Origin of the sequence: Rhodococcus sp. BH4, from assembly GCF_002079265.1 — a bacterium.
Lineage (GTDB): Bacteria > Actinomycetota > Actinomycetes > Mycobacteriales > Mycobacteriaceae > Rhodococcus_F > Rhodococcus_F qingshengii.
Window position 1 is genome coordinate 474,806 of the sequence record NZ_CP014941.1, and the last position, 15,840, is coordinate 490,645.

Annotated in this window: 15 protein-coding genes; 7 read left to right on the forward strand and 8 right to left on the reverse strand. The window is 61.2% G+C overall.

Annotated elements, in window-relative coordinates:
* Window positions 1–19 precede the first annotated feature (19 nt).
* Both A0W34_RS02250 and A0W34_RS02255 read left to right on the forward strand, forming a co-directional pair.
* On the forward strand, window positions 20–1,285 hold the full coding sequence (locus A0W34_RS02250; protein WP_003943494.1) for an aspartate kinase: 1,266 nt from the start codon (window positions 20–22) through the stop codon (window positions 1,283–1,285).
* A 6-nt stretch (window positions 1,286–1,291) separates the two neighbouring features.
* Window positions 1,292–2,326, forward strand: coding sequence for an aspartate-semialdehyde dehydrogenase (locus A0W34_RS02255; protein ID WP_003943474.1), 1,035 nt, complete (start codon window positions 1,292–1,294; stop codon window positions 2,324–2,326).
* Between the two features lie 62 nt (window positions 2,327–2,388).
* On the opposite strand, the gene A0W34_RS02260 is transcribed toward A0W34_RS02255, so the two are convergent.
* Window positions 2,389–2,730, reverse strand: a complete 342-nt coding sequence (locus A0W34_RS02260; RefSeq protein WP_003943507.1) for an Imm51 family immunity protein — start codon at window positions 2,728–2,730, stop codon at window positions 2,389–2,391.
* Window positions 2,731–2,773: 43 nt separating this feature from the next.
* A complete protein-coding gene (locus A0W34_RS02265) occupies window positions 2,774–3,424 on the reverse strand; it encodes a TetR/AcrR family transcriptional regulator (protein ID WP_007731498.1) in 651 nt (216 codons plus the stop codon).
* A 149-nt stretch (window positions 3,425–3,573) separates the two neighbouring features.
* On the opposite strand from A0W34_RS02265, the gene A0W34_RS02270 reads away from it, so the two are divergent.
* Window positions 3,574–5,355, forward strand: a complete 1,782-nt coding sequence (locus A0W34_RS02270) for an acyl-CoA dehydrogenase family protein (RefSeq protein ID WP_081557255.1) — start codon at window positions 3,574–3,576, stop codon at window positions 5,353–5,355.
* Between the two features lies 1 nt (window position 5,356).
* Window positions 5,357–6,289 carry an oxygenase MpaB family protein gene (locus tag A0W34_RS02275; protein WP_081557256.1) on the forward strand — a complete coding sequence of 311 codons (933 nt, stop codon included), beginning with the start codon at window positions 5,357–5,359 and terminating at the stop codon, window positions 6,287–6,289.
* Between the two features lie 88 nt (window positions 6,290–6,377).
* Here the strand turns inward: A0W34_RS02275 and A0W34_RS02280 are convergent, their stop codons facing one another.
* Window positions 6,378–7,682, reverse strand: a complete 1,305-nt coding sequence (locus A0W34_RS02280; protein ID WP_081557257.1) for an HNH endonuclease signature motif containing protein — start codon at window positions 7,680–7,682, stop codon at window positions 6,378–6,380.
* Between the two features lie 272 nt (window positions 7,683–7,954).
* On the opposite strand from A0W34_RS02280, the gene A0W34_RS02285 reads away from it, so the two are divergent.
* From A0W34_RS02285 to A0W34_RS02295, 3 genes are read left to right on the forward strand one after another with little or no spacing between them, the layout of a single operon-like run.
* Entirely contained in the window at window positions 7,955–9,721 is a 1,767-nt protein-coding gene (locus tag A0W34_RS02285; protein WP_081557258.1) for a multicopper oxidase family protein, read from the forward strand.
* Window positions 9,722–9,757: 36 nt separating this feature from the next.
* A complete protein-coding gene (locus tag A0W34_RS02290) occupies window positions 9,758–10,972 on the forward strand; it encodes a CaiB/BaiF CoA transferase family protein (protein WP_007732303.1) in 1,215 nt (404 codons plus the stop codon).
* A 16-nt stretch (window positions 10,973–10,988) separates the two neighbouring features.
* Entirely contained in the window at window positions 10,989–11,885 is an 897-nt protein-coding gene (locus tag A0W34_RS02295) for a hydroxymethylglutaryl-CoA lyase (RefSeq protein ID WP_442971944.1), read from the forward strand.
* A 6-nt stretch (window positions 11,886–11,891) separates the two neighbouring features.
* Here A0W34_RS02295 and A0W34_RS02300 read toward each other — a convergent pair whose 3' ends face one another.
* From A0W34_RS02300 to A0W34_RS02320, 5 genes are all read right to left on the reverse strand, one after another.
* The gene (locus A0W34_RS02300) at window positions 11,892–12,197 is read right to left on the reverse strand and encodes a hypothetical protein (protein WP_081557260.1); all 306 of its coding nucleotides are present in this window, start codon (window positions 12,195–12,197) and stop codon (window positions 11,892–11,894) included.
* A gap of 47 nt (window positions 12,198–12,244) precedes the next feature.
* Window positions 12,245–13,342 carry a hypothetical protein gene (locus tag A0W34_RS02305; protein ID WP_065455112.1) on the reverse strand — a complete coding sequence of 366 codons (1,098 nt, stop codon included), beginning with the start codon at window positions 13,340–13,342 and terminating at the stop codon, window positions 12,245–12,247.
* The gene (locus A0W34_RS02310) at window positions 13,339–14,406 is read right to left on the reverse strand and encodes a sensor histidine kinase (protein WP_081557261.1); all 1,068 of its coding nucleotides are present in this window, start codon (window positions 14,404–14,406) and stop codon (window positions 13,339–13,341) included. Before A0W34_RS02310 ends, A0W34_RS02305 begins: the two co-directional genes overlap by 4 nt.
* Window positions 14,407–14,537: 131 nt before the next feature.
* Window positions 14,538–14,804, reverse strand: a complete 267-nt coding sequence (locus A0W34_RS02315) for a response regulator transcription factor (protein WP_370333094.1) — start codon at window positions 14,802–14,804, stop codon at window positions 14,538–14,540.
* A gap of 143 nt (window positions 14,805–14,947) precedes the next feature.
* The gene (locus tag A0W34_RS02320) at window positions 14,948–15,658 is read right to left on the reverse strand and encodes a response regulator transcription factor (protein WP_007732315.1); all 711 of its coding nucleotides are present in this window, start codon (window positions 15,656–15,658) and stop codon (window positions 14,948–14,950) included.
* Window positions 15,659–15,840: the final 182 nt, after the last annotated feature.

Sequence of the window (15,840 nt, forward strand, 5' to 3'; positions counted from 1 at the left end):
GACCTGGAGGTAGAAACGCGTGGCTCTCGTCGTCCAGAAGTACGGCGGATCCTCGGTGGCAACCGCCGAGCGCATCCGACGAGTCGCTGAACGGATCGTCGAGACCAAGAAGGCCGGCAATGATGTCGTCGTCGTGGTGTCAGCGATGGGCGATACCACTGATGAGCTGCTCGATCTGGCTCAGCAGGTGTGCCCTTCCCCGCCGGCCCGTGAAATGGACATGCTGCTGACCTCGGGTGAGCGCATCTCCAACTCCTTGGTAGCGATGGCAATTCACTCCCTCGGCGCCGAAGCTCGTTCGTTCTCGGGCTCACAAGCCGGAGTCATCACGACCGGCAGCCACGGAAACGCCAAGATCATCGACGTCACGCCGGGCCGTGTTCGCACTGCGCTGGACGAAGGCTCGATCGTTCTGGTCGCCGGATTCCAAGGCGTCAGCCAGGACAGCAAGGACATCACGACGCTCGGACGCGGTGGCTCGGACACCACTGCCGTGGCGTTGGCAGCTGCACTCAACGCCGACGTCTGCGAGATCTACACCGACGTCGACGGCGTTTTCTCCGCCGATCCGCGCATCGTCCCCGACGCTCACCGCCTCGAGACGGTTTCCTTCGAGGAAATGCTCGAACTCGCAGCGTGTGGTGCGAAGGTGCTCATGCTCCGGTGCGTCGAGTACGCCCGTCGTTACAACGTGCCTGTGCACGTCCGTTCGTCATACACCACCAAGCCCGGAACAATCGTGTCCGGATCGATGGAGGACATTCCTGTGGAAGAGGCCCTGATCACCGGAGTCGCGCACGATCGCGGCGAAGCCAAGATCACCGTTGTCGGATTGCCGGACACACCGGGACACGCTGCCAAGGTGTTCCGCGCAGTCTCCGATGCCGAGATCAACATCGACATGGTGCTGCAGAACATCTCCAAGGTGGAGACCAACAAGACGGACATCACCTTCACGCTTCCGACGGCCGACGGCCCCCGCGCCGTCGAGATCCTGACCAAGCGTCAGGAAGACATCGGCTTCACGCAGATCTTGTTCGACGACCACATCGGCAAGGTTTCCCTGGTCGGCGCCGGAATGCGGAGCCACCCGGGCGTCACCGCTACGTTCTGCGAGGCGCTGGCCAAGGCAGACATCAACATCGACCTCATCTCGACCTCTGAGATCCGCATCTCAGTGCTGGTCAAGGACACCGAATTGGACGACGCTGTACGTGTCATCCACGACGCTTTCGGGCTCGGTGGCGAAGAAGAAGCAGTAGTACACGCTGGAACGGGACGGTAATTTCTCATGACGACTATCGCTGTTGTCGGTGCGACCGGTCAGGTCGGCATCGTCATGCGCACTTTGCTCGAAGAGCGGAACTTCCCCGCGGACAAGGTGCGGTTCTTCGCATCTGCACGCTCCGCCGGTAAGAAGCTGCCCTTCCGCGGCGAAGAGATCATCGTCGAGGATGCGGCCGCCACATCGGATGAGGACCTGAAGGGCATCGACATCGCCCTGTTCTCAGCCGGTGCGACGCTCTCGCGCGCCCAGGCTCCGCGCTTCGCTGCTGCCGGCGCGACCGTTGTCGACAACTCTTCGGCATGGCGCAAGGATCCCGAGGTTCCCCTCGTTGTCAGCGAGGTCAACCCGCAGGACACGCAGAACCTGGTCAAGGGCATTATCGCGAACCCCAACTGCACCACCATGGCAGCGATGCCGGTGCTGAAGGTTCTGCACGACGAAGCCGGTCTGCAGCGTCTGATCGTCTCCAGCTACCAGGCCGTGTCCGGTAGCGGCATCGCCGGCGTCGAGGAACTCCTCGGCCAGGTGCGCGCCGTAGTCGGAGACGCGGAGAAGCTGGTTCACGACGGCAGTGCTGTCGACTTCCCGGCCCCGAACAACTACGTCGCCCCCATCGCGTTCAACGTCCTGCCGCTGGCAGGTTCGCTGGTCGACGACGGAAGCGGCGAGACCGACGAGGATCAGAAGCTCCGCAACGAGAGCCGCAAGATCCTCGGACTTCCCGATCTGTTGGTTTCGGGCACCTGCGTGCGCGTTCCCGTCGTGACCGGGCACTCGCTCGCGATCAACGCAGAGTTCGCCAACCCGCTCTCAGTTGCTCGCGCCAAGGAGATCCTCGCCGACGCTCCGGGCGTCGAGCTGGTCGAGGTTCCGACGCCGCTGGCCGCTGCCGGTGGCAACGCGTCGCTGGTCGGTCGTATCCGTCAGGATCCGGGTGTCCCGGAGGGACGCGGACTCGCGCTCTTCGTTTCGGGCGACAACCTGCGTAAGGGTGCCGCGCTCAACACGATTCAGATTGCCGAGCTGTTGGTCGGCTAGATCTTTCGTTCGGTACCGGCCCCGCACCTAGGTGTGGGGCCGGTGTCGTTTCGACCGGCGCTCTAGTCGAGTTCGGAAATGGCGACCAGGCCACCGAGGTACTCGGCATCCGAATACGCTTTGGCGAGTAGCGCTCCGAGCTCACCGAGAGCTCCGTTGTCGCTGCCGTACGCAACAAACATGCCCGCTTCGGGATCGGTGCCGAAGCGGCCCTCCAGATGCGGTGCATCGCGACCTACCACTGCGTGGGCGACCGACGCCCAGTCGTAACCGGAGCCTTCGAAACCCTCTACCTGCTCGAATATCGATGCCACCTTGCCGAAATGCTGGTCGGTGAGCATCAGTGACCAGTTGCCCGGAGACGTTTCGAAAAGCTGTAGCGGTTCGATCGATGGTGATGTCATGCGTGTATTGAAGCAGATCCGACCGACAGGTTTCAGTCGGCCGCTAACGCCCGACCGATTGTGCGAGAGCCACGGCAAAACTGGAAAGTCGTTCTCGGGTATAGGTTTCGGGATCACTGACGGCCAGTCGTCCGAGCATTTCGGCGAACGACATCATGGTGTGTGCGAGGAGAACCGGATCAAGGCCTTCGAGCTTCGACTCGAGGGCAATCCCGGCGCGGGCCAGTTCTTCGGCGCGGGCGAAGACAGCTCCGCGAGAGAGCTTCAACAAGCCGTGATACTCGCTGGGGGCGTTCTCGACAGACGTCAGAATCAGGCGCCAGCGCGTCGGGTTCTCCAGTACGGCGTCGACGAAGGCGCCGACGGTCCCGGTGTACGACGCCGCTGGGCCGAGTTCGCTCAGATCTGTCGGCATGGTTTCGAGCACCTGAGCGATGGCTCGCTCGTGCTCGCGGCGCAGCAGTGCAGCGACGAGATCGGTCCTGGTATCGAAAATCGTGTAGAGGACGGGCTTGCCGACACCGGCTTCGGCAGCGACGGATTCCATGCTGAGGTTGTGCAGGCCAACGCGGCCGGTGACCTCGAATGCTGCGTCGAGGAGCTGCTCGCGACGTTGCTCCGGCGCCATGCGAGGGGCGTACTTGCGCCGCGGTGTATCCGTTGCGTCAGCTTGTGACCTGGTCATCGTGTGCATCACCTCCGCTCTCACCCTAATCTGCCTGCCACTTCTTCGTGAATAATACGCAACCGTTGTATTCATCGTCTGCAATTGTTACGGTGGCGTTGTATTCGAATGGTGCTCAGTGAGGCGCCTCTGCCGAGATCTCGAGGAGAACAACCGCTATGACAGCGTCGACCTCTTTAGTGCCGAATGATCTGCTGCTCCATCCCTCCACGTACGATCGGCCGGAGTTCGACGCGACCACGCGGAGACTGCTGGGCGCGACCGTCGACTGGTTCGAGGCGCGTGGAAAGAACCGACTCCTGGCCGACTATCACGACAAGATCTTCTACTCCGATTTCCTCGATTTCGCGGCGAAGGAAGGTCTGTTCGCCACATTTCTGACGCCCGCCCGCGACAGTGGTGGCGACTCTGACAAGCGCTGGGATACCAGTCGTATCGCCGCGCTGTCCGAGATCCTCGGCTTCTACGGACTCAACTACTGGTACCCGTGGCAGGTGACCATCCTCGGTCTCGGGCCGGTGTGGCAGAGCGACAACGAGACGGCAAGGGCGCGAGCAGCTTCCGCTTTGGCTTCCGGAGGCGTTGCGGCATTCGGACTGTCCGAGAAAGAGCATGGCGCGGACGTCTACTCCACGGACATGGTCTTGACGCCCAACGGCAGCAGCGGGTACCTGGCCAGCGGTTCGAAGTACTACATCGGAAATGGCAACTGCGCCAACACGGTCTCTGTCTTCGGCCGTGTCGACGGAGTGGAGGGCACTGATCAGTACGTCTTCTTTTACGCCGACTCGGACCATCCGGCATTCACCGTGGTGAAGAACATCGTTCCGGCCCAGATGTACGTAGCGGAGTTCTCACTCGTCGACTATCCCGTTGCGGCAGAGGATATCCTGCATACCGGCGAGGCAGCATTCAGTGCCGCACTCAACACCGTGAACATCGGAAAGTTCAACCTGTGCTTCGGCGGAATCGGTATGTCGACTCATACCTTGTACGAGACGATTACCCACGCGCACAATCGAATCCTGTTCGGCAATCCCGTCACGGCGTTCCCACACGTACGACGTGAATTCGTCGACGCGTACGCGCGCCTGCTGGCGATGAGGCTCTTCTCGGATCGTGCGGTGGACTACTTCCGCACCGCATCGCCCGAGGACCGCCGCTACCTCTTGTTCAATCCCGTCACCAAGATGAAGGTGACAACCGAGGCACAGAAGGTGATCGGACTGCTCTCCGACATCGCTGCGGCAAAGGGCTTCGAGAAGGACAGCTACCTCGCGGTGGCCAAGATGGATGTCGACGGGCTGCCCAAGCTCGAGGGGACCGTCGCCGTCAATCTCGCCCTGATCGCCAAGTTCATGCCGGCGTACCTCTTTGCCCCCGAGTCATTTCCGGCGATTCCGACGCGCAACGATGCAGCCGACGACGAGTTCCTGTTCCGTCAGGGCCCGGCACGGGGGTTGTCGAAGGTTCGATTCGACGACTGGCGAGCGGTGTACGCGAAGTTCGCGGATGTTCCCAACGTTGCACTGTTCATGGAGCAGGCAGAAGCGCTCGTGACCCTTTTGGCCGAAGCTCCACCGGATGCGGCGCAGCAGGTCGACTTGGACTTCGGCCTGGCGATCACCGAACTCTTCACCCTCGTCGTCTACGGCCAGTTGATCCTCGAACAAGCCGAGATCTTGGGATTGGACGAGGGGCAGCGGAGCGGTGGGGTGCTGGATCAGATCTTCGATGTCCTGGTCCGCGACTTCAGTGCTGCAGCGGTGGAGTTGTACGGAAAACCCAGCGCCAGTGAAGATCAGCAACGGTTGGCACTGGCATCTATTCGGCGCCCCACGTTCGCGGCGGAGCGATTCGAGTACGTCTGGCAGCAAGTAGTCGCCTTGTCTGGTGCCTACGAAATGAACGGTGCCGGCTCAACGAACGGGGAGGAATGAAATGTCTGAACTGACGATGAATCGACCGCGTGAGGATTACGGCTTCTTCGGCCCAGGATCACCCAGTTGGAAGATCTGGGCCGCGCCGACAGCGCTGATCGGGTTCCAGCGGTCGGTGGTGCTCGAGCACTTCGACCCCTTCTTGGCTGCCGCAGTGGCAGACATGAGCGGGATTTACAGCGATCCGGCCGGGCGACTCGACCGAACCTTGGCGTACTTCCTGACCGTCGCCACTGCCGACGGGCGGACAGCACTGGCGCTGTCCGACCACCTCATGACAGTTCATGCTCAGGCTACGGGCGTTGAACCGATCACCGGAACTCGTTACAGCGCAAACAATCCGGCGTCACAACTCTGGATCCACGTGACGGGTTGGCATTCGGTGCTCAAGTGCTACGAGATGTATGGGCCGGGCCCGCTTTCAGCTGTCGAAGAGCAGCGGTACTGGGAAGAATGCGTGATCGCTGCCGAACTACAGACATGCAAGACCTCCGACGTTCCACGCTCCCGAGACGAGGTACGTGAGTACTTCGCTGAAGTCAGGCCCAGATTGTGTACCTCCGAGCGTGCCAACCGGGCGATGCACTACTTGTTGAGAACACCGAGAGCGCAGGGGAAGACGAAGTTCGCGACATTCAGCCGATTGGTCGCGCCGGCCACTATCGCGACTTTGCCCGGCTGGATGCGAACGATGGGTGGGTTCGATCAGCCAGCGTTGTTGGACAGAGCAATTGCGCCCGCGGTGCGAACGGCAGTCCGGTTGGGTAGTTCACCGAAGAACATGACCACTGCTCTGAAAGTCATTGCGCCGATGACGGGCAAGGTGTTGGAGCGCCACCTGCGTGACGAGCAACCCCTGGACCCGAGAGTTGTCACGCCAGCGGAGATTCGGGAGCGATTCCCGCGAGCCGCCAAGGTTGCGCAGGCCGTCTGACGGGTTCGCCACGGCCTGTTGGCACCGCATCGGGGGGATCCCTTCGATGCGGTGCTCGGCCGTGTTCTGTTGTGCCTGAGGTTCGTTCTCAGGTTTTGAATGTGGTGTTCGCTGGGCGCGGTTGCTGCCCGGGGTCGATCGAGGGCGGCGGGATGAACCAGGGTTTGTTGTCGACTCCTATTCGGATTTCCCATTTCCCGACGAACCCGGATTTGCGGTGCATCAGCCGGTGATGTGAACGGCACAGCAGGACCAGGTTGTTCATCACCGTCGGGCCACCGTTTGCCCAGTGCCGGATATGGTGCGCATCCGTCCAGGCGGGCACGCATGTGCAGCCCGGGAAGGCGCAGCCTTTGTCTCGGGCGATGAGGGCGACGCGTTGTTCGGCGGTGACCAACCTCTTCCCTGGTTGCGCATCCAAGGGCGCGCCGTGATCGTCGAGCAGAACGGTCGACAGGAAACAATCACACCCGAGAAGCCTGGTCTGCGACACCGAGAGTGGCCCGAGCCAGGGCATGTGCCCGACATCAAGATCCGACAGAGACTCTTCACCATCAGCAGTGGAGGGTGTGGCGGCGCAGTCTCGATGCTCAGCGAGATCATGGGCATTGATGTGCACGTTCACGTGCGGACGTTGGCCACCGTCTTTGCCGGTTTTGGCGCAGTCGAGGTACCGGCGGATCAGTTCGGTGAACCCGTCCGCGGTCCGCTTCGCTGCCGACCGGGCGTCGGGGGTTCCGTCCGGTGCCGGGGTGGGCATCGTCAGATTCGACAACGCGGAGAGCAGCATTTCGCCGGTGAGGGCGTCGAAATCGCCGCGCACCACCACCCGACCGTTCAATGTCGAGGCGATCCGCAACTCGTTCCGGTCGACATCTTCGGCGGGCGGGATCTCATCGGATTCGAACAACCGCTCCAAGGTCGCGATCACGTTCCGCACCTTCGTCGTCGTCGCCTCCACCCCCGACGCAGCCGCAAGCAGTAGGTCGATACAACGAGGGAGCGCCTCCTCCGGCATGCCTTTCGGCGGTGACTCACAGAACGCCACGATCAACACGGCATGATCGAACGAGCAATCCCCGCCATCGAACCGAGCAGCCACCGCCGGAAACGGCCGCAAAGCTGCACCCAGGGCGGCGATCTTCTTCCCGTCCCGGACCTGCAGCATCGTGTTGGCCGCCAACCAGGACCCCACTCCGCGGCTGGCAATCACCTGATCATCCGGGCGCAACGACAACTCGTCCACCACGGCCACTCGAACCGCCTCGAGGCGCAGAATCTCCGCACTCGCCTCGACAGCAGCCTCACGCAACTCAGCAGCAGTCAACTGCCACAGACGTCCGCGCAACCCCACCGCAGAACCAGACACCACATCCGACAACAAGACACTCATTGAATCCCCCGATCCCCTCCCCAAATCATACTCGAACATGCGTTCGAGTCAAGAGCGTTTTCGAATCTTCGGCTTCTCGCAAAGCTGCAAGAGTGCATCCGTTGTCCGCAAACGTGTTTCGTCGGGACGGAGGAGGTCGTCGAGTACGGCGACCGGTGCGGTGGGGTAAGGTCGCCGATTTTCGAGCTTTGGTTGGAGAAGGTGGTCGGTGTTTGACCGTGCGGGCACACGGGTAACCCGCTCCGGATGCCGTCAGCGTGAGGGGGCCGTGAGTGGACGAGTCACACAAGATCCGTCGCCGATCGTTTGTTCAAGGGCTTGGCCTGCTGGCCGGTCTGAGCGCGTTGTCCGCTGGATCAGCGACGGCTCGACCACCTGATGTCGATCCACTGCGCCCGTTCCAACTTCCGTCACCCCGGCTGGAACCGTTTCGGGAGACCCTTCCTGTCCTGCCGGGCATTTCGGGTGGCAACCTGGAGCTTCGCGCGGCTTCGTCGATGCACCGTTTCCATCCGGACCTACCGTCGTCGCCGTCGCTGGGTTACGGCGGAATGGATTATCTCGGCCCCACCATCGAAGCTCACGTCGATCAGCTCGTCACAGTCCGATATGCCAACGACATTTCTGCGTATCCGCTTGCCGCGGATGTCGATCCGGGTCTGCACGGCGTCAGCAACCTCGACCGCACACAGGTCCCCACCTCGCTTCACCTGCACGGGGGAGTTACTGCACCGCAGTTCGACGGGCATCCGGAGCTGATCCAGCGTCCGGGCGAAGGTTTGGTTCACGAGTACACGAATGGTCGTGCAGCCGGCAATCTTTGGTATCACGATCACGCCATGGGAATGACGCGCCTCAACGTCTACGCCGGGCTGGTCGGGATGTATTTTCTCCGTGACGACGCAGATACAGGCACCACCGGGAATTCTCTCGGCTTGCCGTCCGGCGAATTCGAGCTTCCGATGATTCTGCAGGACAAGGTCTTCACCTCCGACGGTCAACAGAGTGTCCGTTCCACGTGGCTCACTCCGCAGGGTTCCTGGGATCCGGCGACTCCCGGTGACGTGGGTGTAGTGAACGGCGTCGTATGGCCGAAAGTGGAGGTGGCTCGCGGACTGTACCGATTGCGACTGCTCAATGCCGCAACCTATTCGGTGTGGAATCTGCACTTCGCAAATCGTATGCGGTTCTGGGTGATCGGTTCCGAAGGAGGATTTTTGGCCGCTCCTGCGCCGACGGATCACGTCCGGCTGAGTCCGGGTGAACGCGCTGATCTGCTTGTCGACTTCAGTATGCTCGAGCCGGGCACGACGGTGGAATTGCGCAACGACGAACCGGTACCCCTTGCGGTGGCGCAACGCGGCACGCAGGTGATGCCGGTCTTCTGTCGGTTCGACGTGGGCAGCGCAAAGGGATTCACCGGCTCGATCCCGCAGCAGCTGAATTCCGTTGCTGCCGAACCGGCGTCCCCGGATGTGGTGCGAAATCTCACGATCATGCAGCTGTCGCGTCCCTCGGATTACCCGTCGATCGCTATGTCGCTCAACAATTTGCGGTTCACTGATTCGGATATCGAACTGCCGCGTCAGGGAACCATCGAGCAATGGAATCTGATCAACATCACCACGGAACCACATCCGATTCATCTGCACCTGGTGGCGTTCCGCGTTGTGGGACGCCAAAGCCTCGACACTGCAGCACTGATGCAGCGGTATCCGGTGCCTGACTTGGGGGTCCGGTGGACGCCGTCGGCAGAGGAATTCGTGACCTCTTCGCTGCGGCCTCCCGAAGTGTGGGAAACGGGGGAGAAGGACACTGTCATCGTGGATGCCAACTCGATCACCCGCGTGATCGTGCGCTTTCCGACGGCCGACGAGTTGGGCTTCGATCCGGATGCAACTTTCGCGAGAGGTTCCATGGCAGACCACTCGGCACACGGAGAAGCCGGTATGGGGGACCTGCAGGGGTACGTCTGGCACTGCCACATGCTCGATCACGAAGACCACGACATGATGTTGCGATATCGGGTGGTGACGTAGCCTTCAAGGGGAGAAAAGTTCCCAGAGGAGGCAGCTGTGTCGGAAGGTGCGCCCACCGGGCCCCTGGACGGATATCGGGTGATTGAACTCGGAACCTTGATCGCCGGGCCCTTCGCCGGGAAACTGCTCGGCGACATGGGCGCCGACGTGATCAAGATCGAATCGCCGGACCGCCCGGACCCGCTTCGTACCTGGGGTCAGGCCGAGCAGGACGGTCATCGATTCTTCTGGACGGTTCACGCCCGCAACAAGCGGTGTGTGACGTTGGACCTTCGCGTCGACGCGGGACGAGACCTGTTTCTGAATCTGATCGAACATGCCGATGTGGTGGTCGAGAACTTCCGGCCGGGCACCCTCGAGAAGTGGGGCCTGGGATTCGACGTTCTCAGTGCGCGCAATCCGAAGTTGGTGTTGGCCAGGGTATCCGGTTACGGGCAGAGCGGACCGCAAGCCAAGAGCGCCGGCTACGCCTCGGTTGCCGAAGCGGTCAGCGGATTTCGGCATCTGAACGGTTATCCAGGGCAGGCGCCTCCGCGTATTGCCCTTTCGCTCGGAGATTCTCTCGGCGGGATGTTCGCCGTTCAGGGAGTGCTGGCGGCGTTGCTCTCACGAGAGCGGACCGGCCGTGGTCAGGTGGTCGACGTTGCCCTCACGGAATCCTGTCTGGCGGTGCAGGAATCCACGATCCCGGATTACGATCGGGGCGGGATCATCCGGCAGCCCTCGGGAACGAGATTGGAGGGTATTGCGCCGTCCAACATCTATCAGACCTCTGAAGGAAACTGGGTGGTGATCGCAGCCAATCAGGATACGCTCTTCGTGCGTCTGTGCACCATCATGGGGCGACCGGAACTAGCGCATGACGACCGCTTCTCCAATCATGTTGCCCGTGGCAAACATCAGGACGAGCTCGACGAACTGATCAGCGCCTGGGTCGCGCTCCAAGATCCCACCAGCCTGGTGGAACGCCTCACCGAAGTGGGAGTTGTTGCCGGGCCGATCAATACGGTTGAAGATGTCGTCAAGGATCCGCAGCTGATCGAGCGGGGGATGCTCGTCGACCACTACGACGAGCGGATCGGTGAAAACGTCCTCGGCTTGGGCGTCGTGCCTACCTTCAGTGAGACACCCGGATCCGTGCGCAACGCGGGAGCGTCGGCGCCGGGTCACGACAACTCCTCGGTGTGGGGCGGGCTCCTCGGACTCTCGGACGACGAGCAGGCAGAACTGAAGATGAAGGGCGTGATCTGACATGTCGGTACCTGGCGTGGGTATTCCAGCAGTCAGTATTCGTGAAGTCGGACCACGGGACGGGTTGCAGATCGAAGACCCGGTGTCGCTGGCGGAGAAACTTCGTCTTGTCGACGCTCTGGCTGCGACGGGTGTTTCGCGTATCGAGGCGACGTCGTTCGTCTCACCGCGCGCTGTGCCGGCGTTGGCCGACGCGGAATTGTTGGCCGCAGAACTGCACCAGTGGCCCGGCATCGAGTTCTCGGCATTGGTCGCCGGAATCGGTGGAGCGAAACGGGCCGTCGCCGCAGGAATGAAAACCGTCGAATATGTTGTGTCGGCATCGAATGGCCACAGCGAGGCCAACACTCGGTCGACGACGGAGCAAGCGACCGAACGTATCGGAGAGGTCGTCAGGATCGTCCACGACGCCGGAGGACGGGTGGAGGTCATCGTGGCCACAGCCTGGGACTGTCCGTTCGACGGTCCAACCGACCCGGATCGTGTTCTGCGGATTGCGGAGCAGGCCAAGGAGCTCGGTGCTGATCAGTTCTCGATCGCAGATACCATCGGCACTGCCACGCCGGGACGTGTCGGACGATTGATCGACGCTGTGGGCGAAAGAGTAGGTGACTTCGGCTTGGGTGCGCACTTCCACAACACGCGTGGCGCTGGTCTTGCTTGCGCGTTGGCGGCTGTGCAGCACGGTGTTCGAAACCTGGACGCGTCCACCGGAGGTCTCGGTGGTTGTCCGTTCGCTCCCGGTGCCAGTGGCAATATCGCGACGGAGGAACTGGTCTACATGCTCGAAGACATGGGCATCGCGACAGGTATCGACCTGGATGCGAGCATTCGTGCCGCTGCCGTTGCAGAGGAGATAGTGGGCCATACGGTTCCCAGCAATCTTCTCCGCGCCGGCGATCGGAAGCGGTAGGGACCTTTACTCTTCTCGGTTGGGTGATGCCAGCTGCAGTTTGACCAGCTGCTCGTGCGCCGCCGGCGGCCAACCGATGCGCTGCTTCTCCAGATACCATGCACCGGCGGCAAATATGATCGCGAGGACGATCCAGATCGCGACGCTTCCGATCTGAGAGCCCAGGTCGCTCGACGAGGACACTTCGCCCGTGCTGTAGTCGTATTCCGTTGTCGTGGTGATTCCCTCTACTGCGAAGGTCCACAGAATCGGAAGGGCGCACAGTGCGGCGAGGGCACGTGCGACATGCGCTGGACGCAGTTCGAAGATCATTCATTTCTCCTGGTGATCGACGCGGTGAATCTCACTCTCCTCGAAAGCTATTCGGGTTCGACGGCGCTGTCTGTAGTCGGATCGACGGACATGGACGAGGTGCCGAGTTCCCCCCGGTCTCCCTGCCGTAGCAGCTGCATTCCGTTGTGATCGAACTCGATTCGTCGAACGTCTTCAGTGTCGACCAGCATCGTGGCCATAGCGGTACGCCGAGGTGGAAGGATCCGTATGGTCACTTTTCCTCGCGTGATCGCGGTGAGTTCCCGGACGATGCTCGAGTGGATTCGGTCGCGCACGTCGGGGTTCGCGCCATCCATTCCGTGGTCGTCGAGCAGGACCACTTCGACGCCACGGTTTCGAGCGGCACGCACAGCATCGATGACATCTGTTTGTTGTAAGCCTGTCGCCCTCAGCGAATCTCGGAGTTGCGCCTCGAGGAGTTCGCATTCTTGCCGCTCGGTGGTTGTCAGTGGAACCCCGGAAGCGACCCGTTCGAGGAGCGGGCGTGCAAGGACATCGAGCCTGTCGAGTTGAGCGTCGCGTTCCTCGAGAATCGCAGCACTGGCGGATGCAGAGGCAATTCGTTGGGTGGACTGCTCACGAAGTTCGTAGATAACCCTGGCTTGAGGACGGATGGTGTATGCGAAGAAGGTCGACATCAGAACAGGGCCCGCGTTGATGACCGTCAACGACACTCCGTACATGGCCCCCTGGCCGGTGGTGGAGGACCAGATGGCGGTCACCAACACCATGAGTCCAAGCCCGAGCCACGCGAGTGCTGTACGCCCACGAACGCACATGAAGGTGAAGACTGCCGTCGACATCCCGAACATCCAGAGTTGAGTCATGTCGTTGACGGGGACTGGAACCACTGACAACACCAGGCCGCTCGTGACGGCGCCGGTCAGAGACACCAGAACGCTCTGCCCCAGCGGCATCGGGTCGCCTCTGCTCAGAACGAGTGTGAAAGCCGCAGTCGAGCACACGATAATTGCCAAGATCATCGGCCAGACTGCGCGGACGTCGGACGACGTGTAGGCGACCGAGATCACGCAGGTGAGCGCGAAGCATGCAGCCATGAATCGAGCAGCACGGCTGTGCATGCCGAGAAGATCGCGGACATCTCGTCCGTCCGGTCTGGTCATGTCATCACCGCTACGGGCAAGCTCAACGTCAGAGTCACCGAAGTGCCGCGGCCGGGTGACGATCGAATGGTTGCCGATCCGCCGTCGAGTTGACGCATTCTGCCGCGGATGCTGACAGTGATTCCGAGGCGGTGCGTCTCGACGGAGCTCGGATCGAAGCCGACGCCGTCGTCGGTGACGACTACTTCGAGGTGGGTGGCGGTTGCCGTGACCGTGACCGAACGCCGTGCACTGCTTCCGGCGTGTTTGACGCTGTTGCGCAGTGCCTCGGCCATCGCACCGGCCATCGTACGAATCGAGTCGGGTGCGTATCCGCTCGGATCAGACCCGTCGGAGAGGGCGGTCTCGAACGTGATGTTTTCGTCCACTTCCGAAGCGGCTGAACGCAACTGAGCGAGGATTCCGTCGAAGTCGAAACTCGTCTCGTGGTCGGTTCCAGAGCGCAGTTCGTCGAGTCTTGCCACCGTCCTTCGCGCCTGAGCGACGACCGAGGGATCGGCATCGTTTCTCGAAGCAGCGAGCAGAGTCGACATCACGGTGTCGTGGATGAGTGCGTCGAATCTCTCGCGTTCGACGGATTTGGCCTCGGCCGCGGCGGCGCCGGCGGCAGCGGCATGAGTGGTGGCGATGGTCGCATCCAGTACTCGTCCGGTTCGCAAGGCCATGACGGCCGCTGCTACGAAAACCGCGCAAAATGTCCAGGCGAAGGCGAGGTCGGGAACCAACAGGTGCGTCGTGGGACTCGTCCGGATTATGTGATTGGTCAACTGTGCGAGTGTTGCCACTACGAAAAGGTGCACGACGGCAGCGGCCGGTCGCCAAGCTGCAGCGGCAGCAAGGCTGGCGACGCCGGGGAAATTGGAAATCCACAAGGTGAAATCTGTGACGTGGTCACCATTCCACGCCGGCCACCACAGGAGGATGACCACGACGTAGAGAACCGCATTTGCGCTCGCAGTTCGTTTCACCCATCGGGTGTCGGCGTGGAACGTCGATGCTCCCAGCGCCAGCCCACTGCCGAAAGTCGCGACCACCGCCAGTGGAGTCCACCACGACGCAGACATCGTGGTGGCTTCTGCAATCGCAGGGGCAAGCAATATCAGATAGCAGACATAGCCGGCACCGATGAAACGGCCGAAGAGCCTCAGAATTTCGTCAGAAGCACTGGCTGTTTTGTCGAAAGCAACTCTGTCGATCAGAGTTCGTCGATCGTCACTATCTGATCTTGTATCGCTCGCACGAGTAATTCGCATTTCGTCGGTGCGTTCCTTCCAACGTCGGCATACTTCTCGCGAATCCGCGACAGGTGGGTCCCCACCGTTCCCACGCTGATGTAGAGGTTTTGAGCGACGCGTGACTTCGAATCACTCAGTAGCCATTCCCTGAGAACCTCGATTTCGCGCTCCGAAAGGTGCGGTCCGACGGGATCCTGTGCCATGCAGTTTTCCACAGTGACTGTCATGAGTTTCGTCCTTACTTCTCTGTAGCGGAATGACAGACCCCCGACAGTGCCGTCTTCTTGTCAGATGAATGTAATTCGAAGAGGGAAATTTTTCCCAGACATCAATTCCTCTGCCCATATTTTCAGGGGCAGCGCTGTGAGAGTTATTGTTGCCGAACCTCATTGTTAGTCAAAGTCAGCTTTTTTCCGGAAGTAGGCCGTTCAGGAATTGGTAATACCCCGTCTTCGACCGCGCGTTTGTACAAATCCGTTTTTGTCGGTGCGGGTCGTCCGACAGCCGCATATTTCTGCCTGATGCGCTGGAGGTAGTCGTTAACCGTCTGCGGCGCCAAACCGGTGAGTCGCGCAACTCGATCCGCCTTCTCTCCGGATGCGTAAAGTTCGAGGACCTCGAGTTGTCGAGGGCTCAGACCCACTTCGTCGAGACCTGGATCCCCGTCGATTGCGGCAGCCCACTCTGTCGTCACCACCTGCCTTCCCGACGCGGCGGCGCGTATCGCATCAACCACGACGGCAGTCGGTTCGGACTTGCGTACAACACCCAGTACGCCGGCACGGGCGGCCGAGCGAACGAGGTACGGGTTTTCCGCCCCGGTGAAGATCAATGTCTCGAGCCCGGCGGCCCGCAGTTGCTCGACATTGCTCTTGGGCGATGAACCGTCGGCCAGCCGGAGGTCGAGGATTGCCAGATCCAAGGCGACGTTCTGAGCGAGCATCTCGGACACAGTGGTCGCGATGCACACCAATTCGAGGTCCGGCTCGTCCTCGAGCATCACGGACACGCCGATTGCTACCGACTCGTGGTCTTCCACCAACCCGACACGGCGGTGTGGAAATGCTGTTTGCTCTGGCATAGCGATTGTTTCCCTCCGCTCGTTGCGAGGACGTTATCAGGCAGAGCTGACTGACCGGTATGTTACGTGTCAAGATTTGAAGTCAGCCTGGACTGTTTTACGTTTCGGCTCTACAGTTATCTTGTGACCGAGACCACTTCCGATGCGAAAGTAAGCCGTACCCAGGCCGAACGTACAGCGGC

Coding starts and splice junctions, on each gene's coding strand:
- A0W34_RS02305 (WP_065455112.1), bottom strand. CDS start 13,342: ATGACCAGACCGGACGGACGAGATGTCCGCGATCTTCTCGGCATGCAC.
- A0W34_RS02260 (WP_003943507.1), bottom strand. CDS start 2,730: ATGACATCACCATCGATCGAACCGCTACAGCTTTTCGAAACGTCTCCG.
- A0W34_RS02320 (WP_007732315.1), bottom strand. CDS start 15,658: ATGCCAGAGCAAACAGCATTTCCACACCGCCGTGTCGGGTTGGTGGAA.
- A0W34_RS02315 (WP_370333094.1), bottom strand. CDS start 14,804: ATGACAGTCACTGTGGAAAACTGCATGGCACAGGATCCCGTCGGACCG.
- A0W34_RS02300 (WP_081557260.1), bottom strand. CDS start 12,197: ATGATCTTCGAACTGCGTCCAGCGCATGTCGCACGTGCCCTCGCCGCA.
- A0W34_RS02255 (WP_003943474.1), top strand. CDS start 1,292: ATGACGACTATCGCTGTTGTCGGTGCGACCGGTCAGGTCGGCATCGTC.
- A0W34_RS02275 (WP_081557256.1), top strand. CDS start 5,357: ATGTCTGAACTGACGATGAATCGACCGCGTGAGGATTACGGCTTCTTC.
- A0W34_RS02310 (WP_081557261.1), bottom strand. CDS start 14,406: ATGTCTGCGTCGTGGTGGACTCCACTGGCGGTGGTCGCGACTTTCGGC.
- A0W34_RS02270 (WP_081557255.1), top strand. CDS start 3,574: ATGACAGCGTCGACCTCTTTAGTGCCGAATGATCTGCTGCTCCATCCC.
- A0W34_RS02280 (WP_081557257.1), bottom strand. CDS start 7,682: ATGAGTGTCTTGTTGTCGGATGTGGTGTCTGGTTCTGCGGTGGGGTTG.
- A0W34_RS02265 (WP_007731498.1), bottom strand. CDS start 3,424: ATGCACACGATGACCAGGTCACAAGCTGACGCAACGGATACACCGCGG.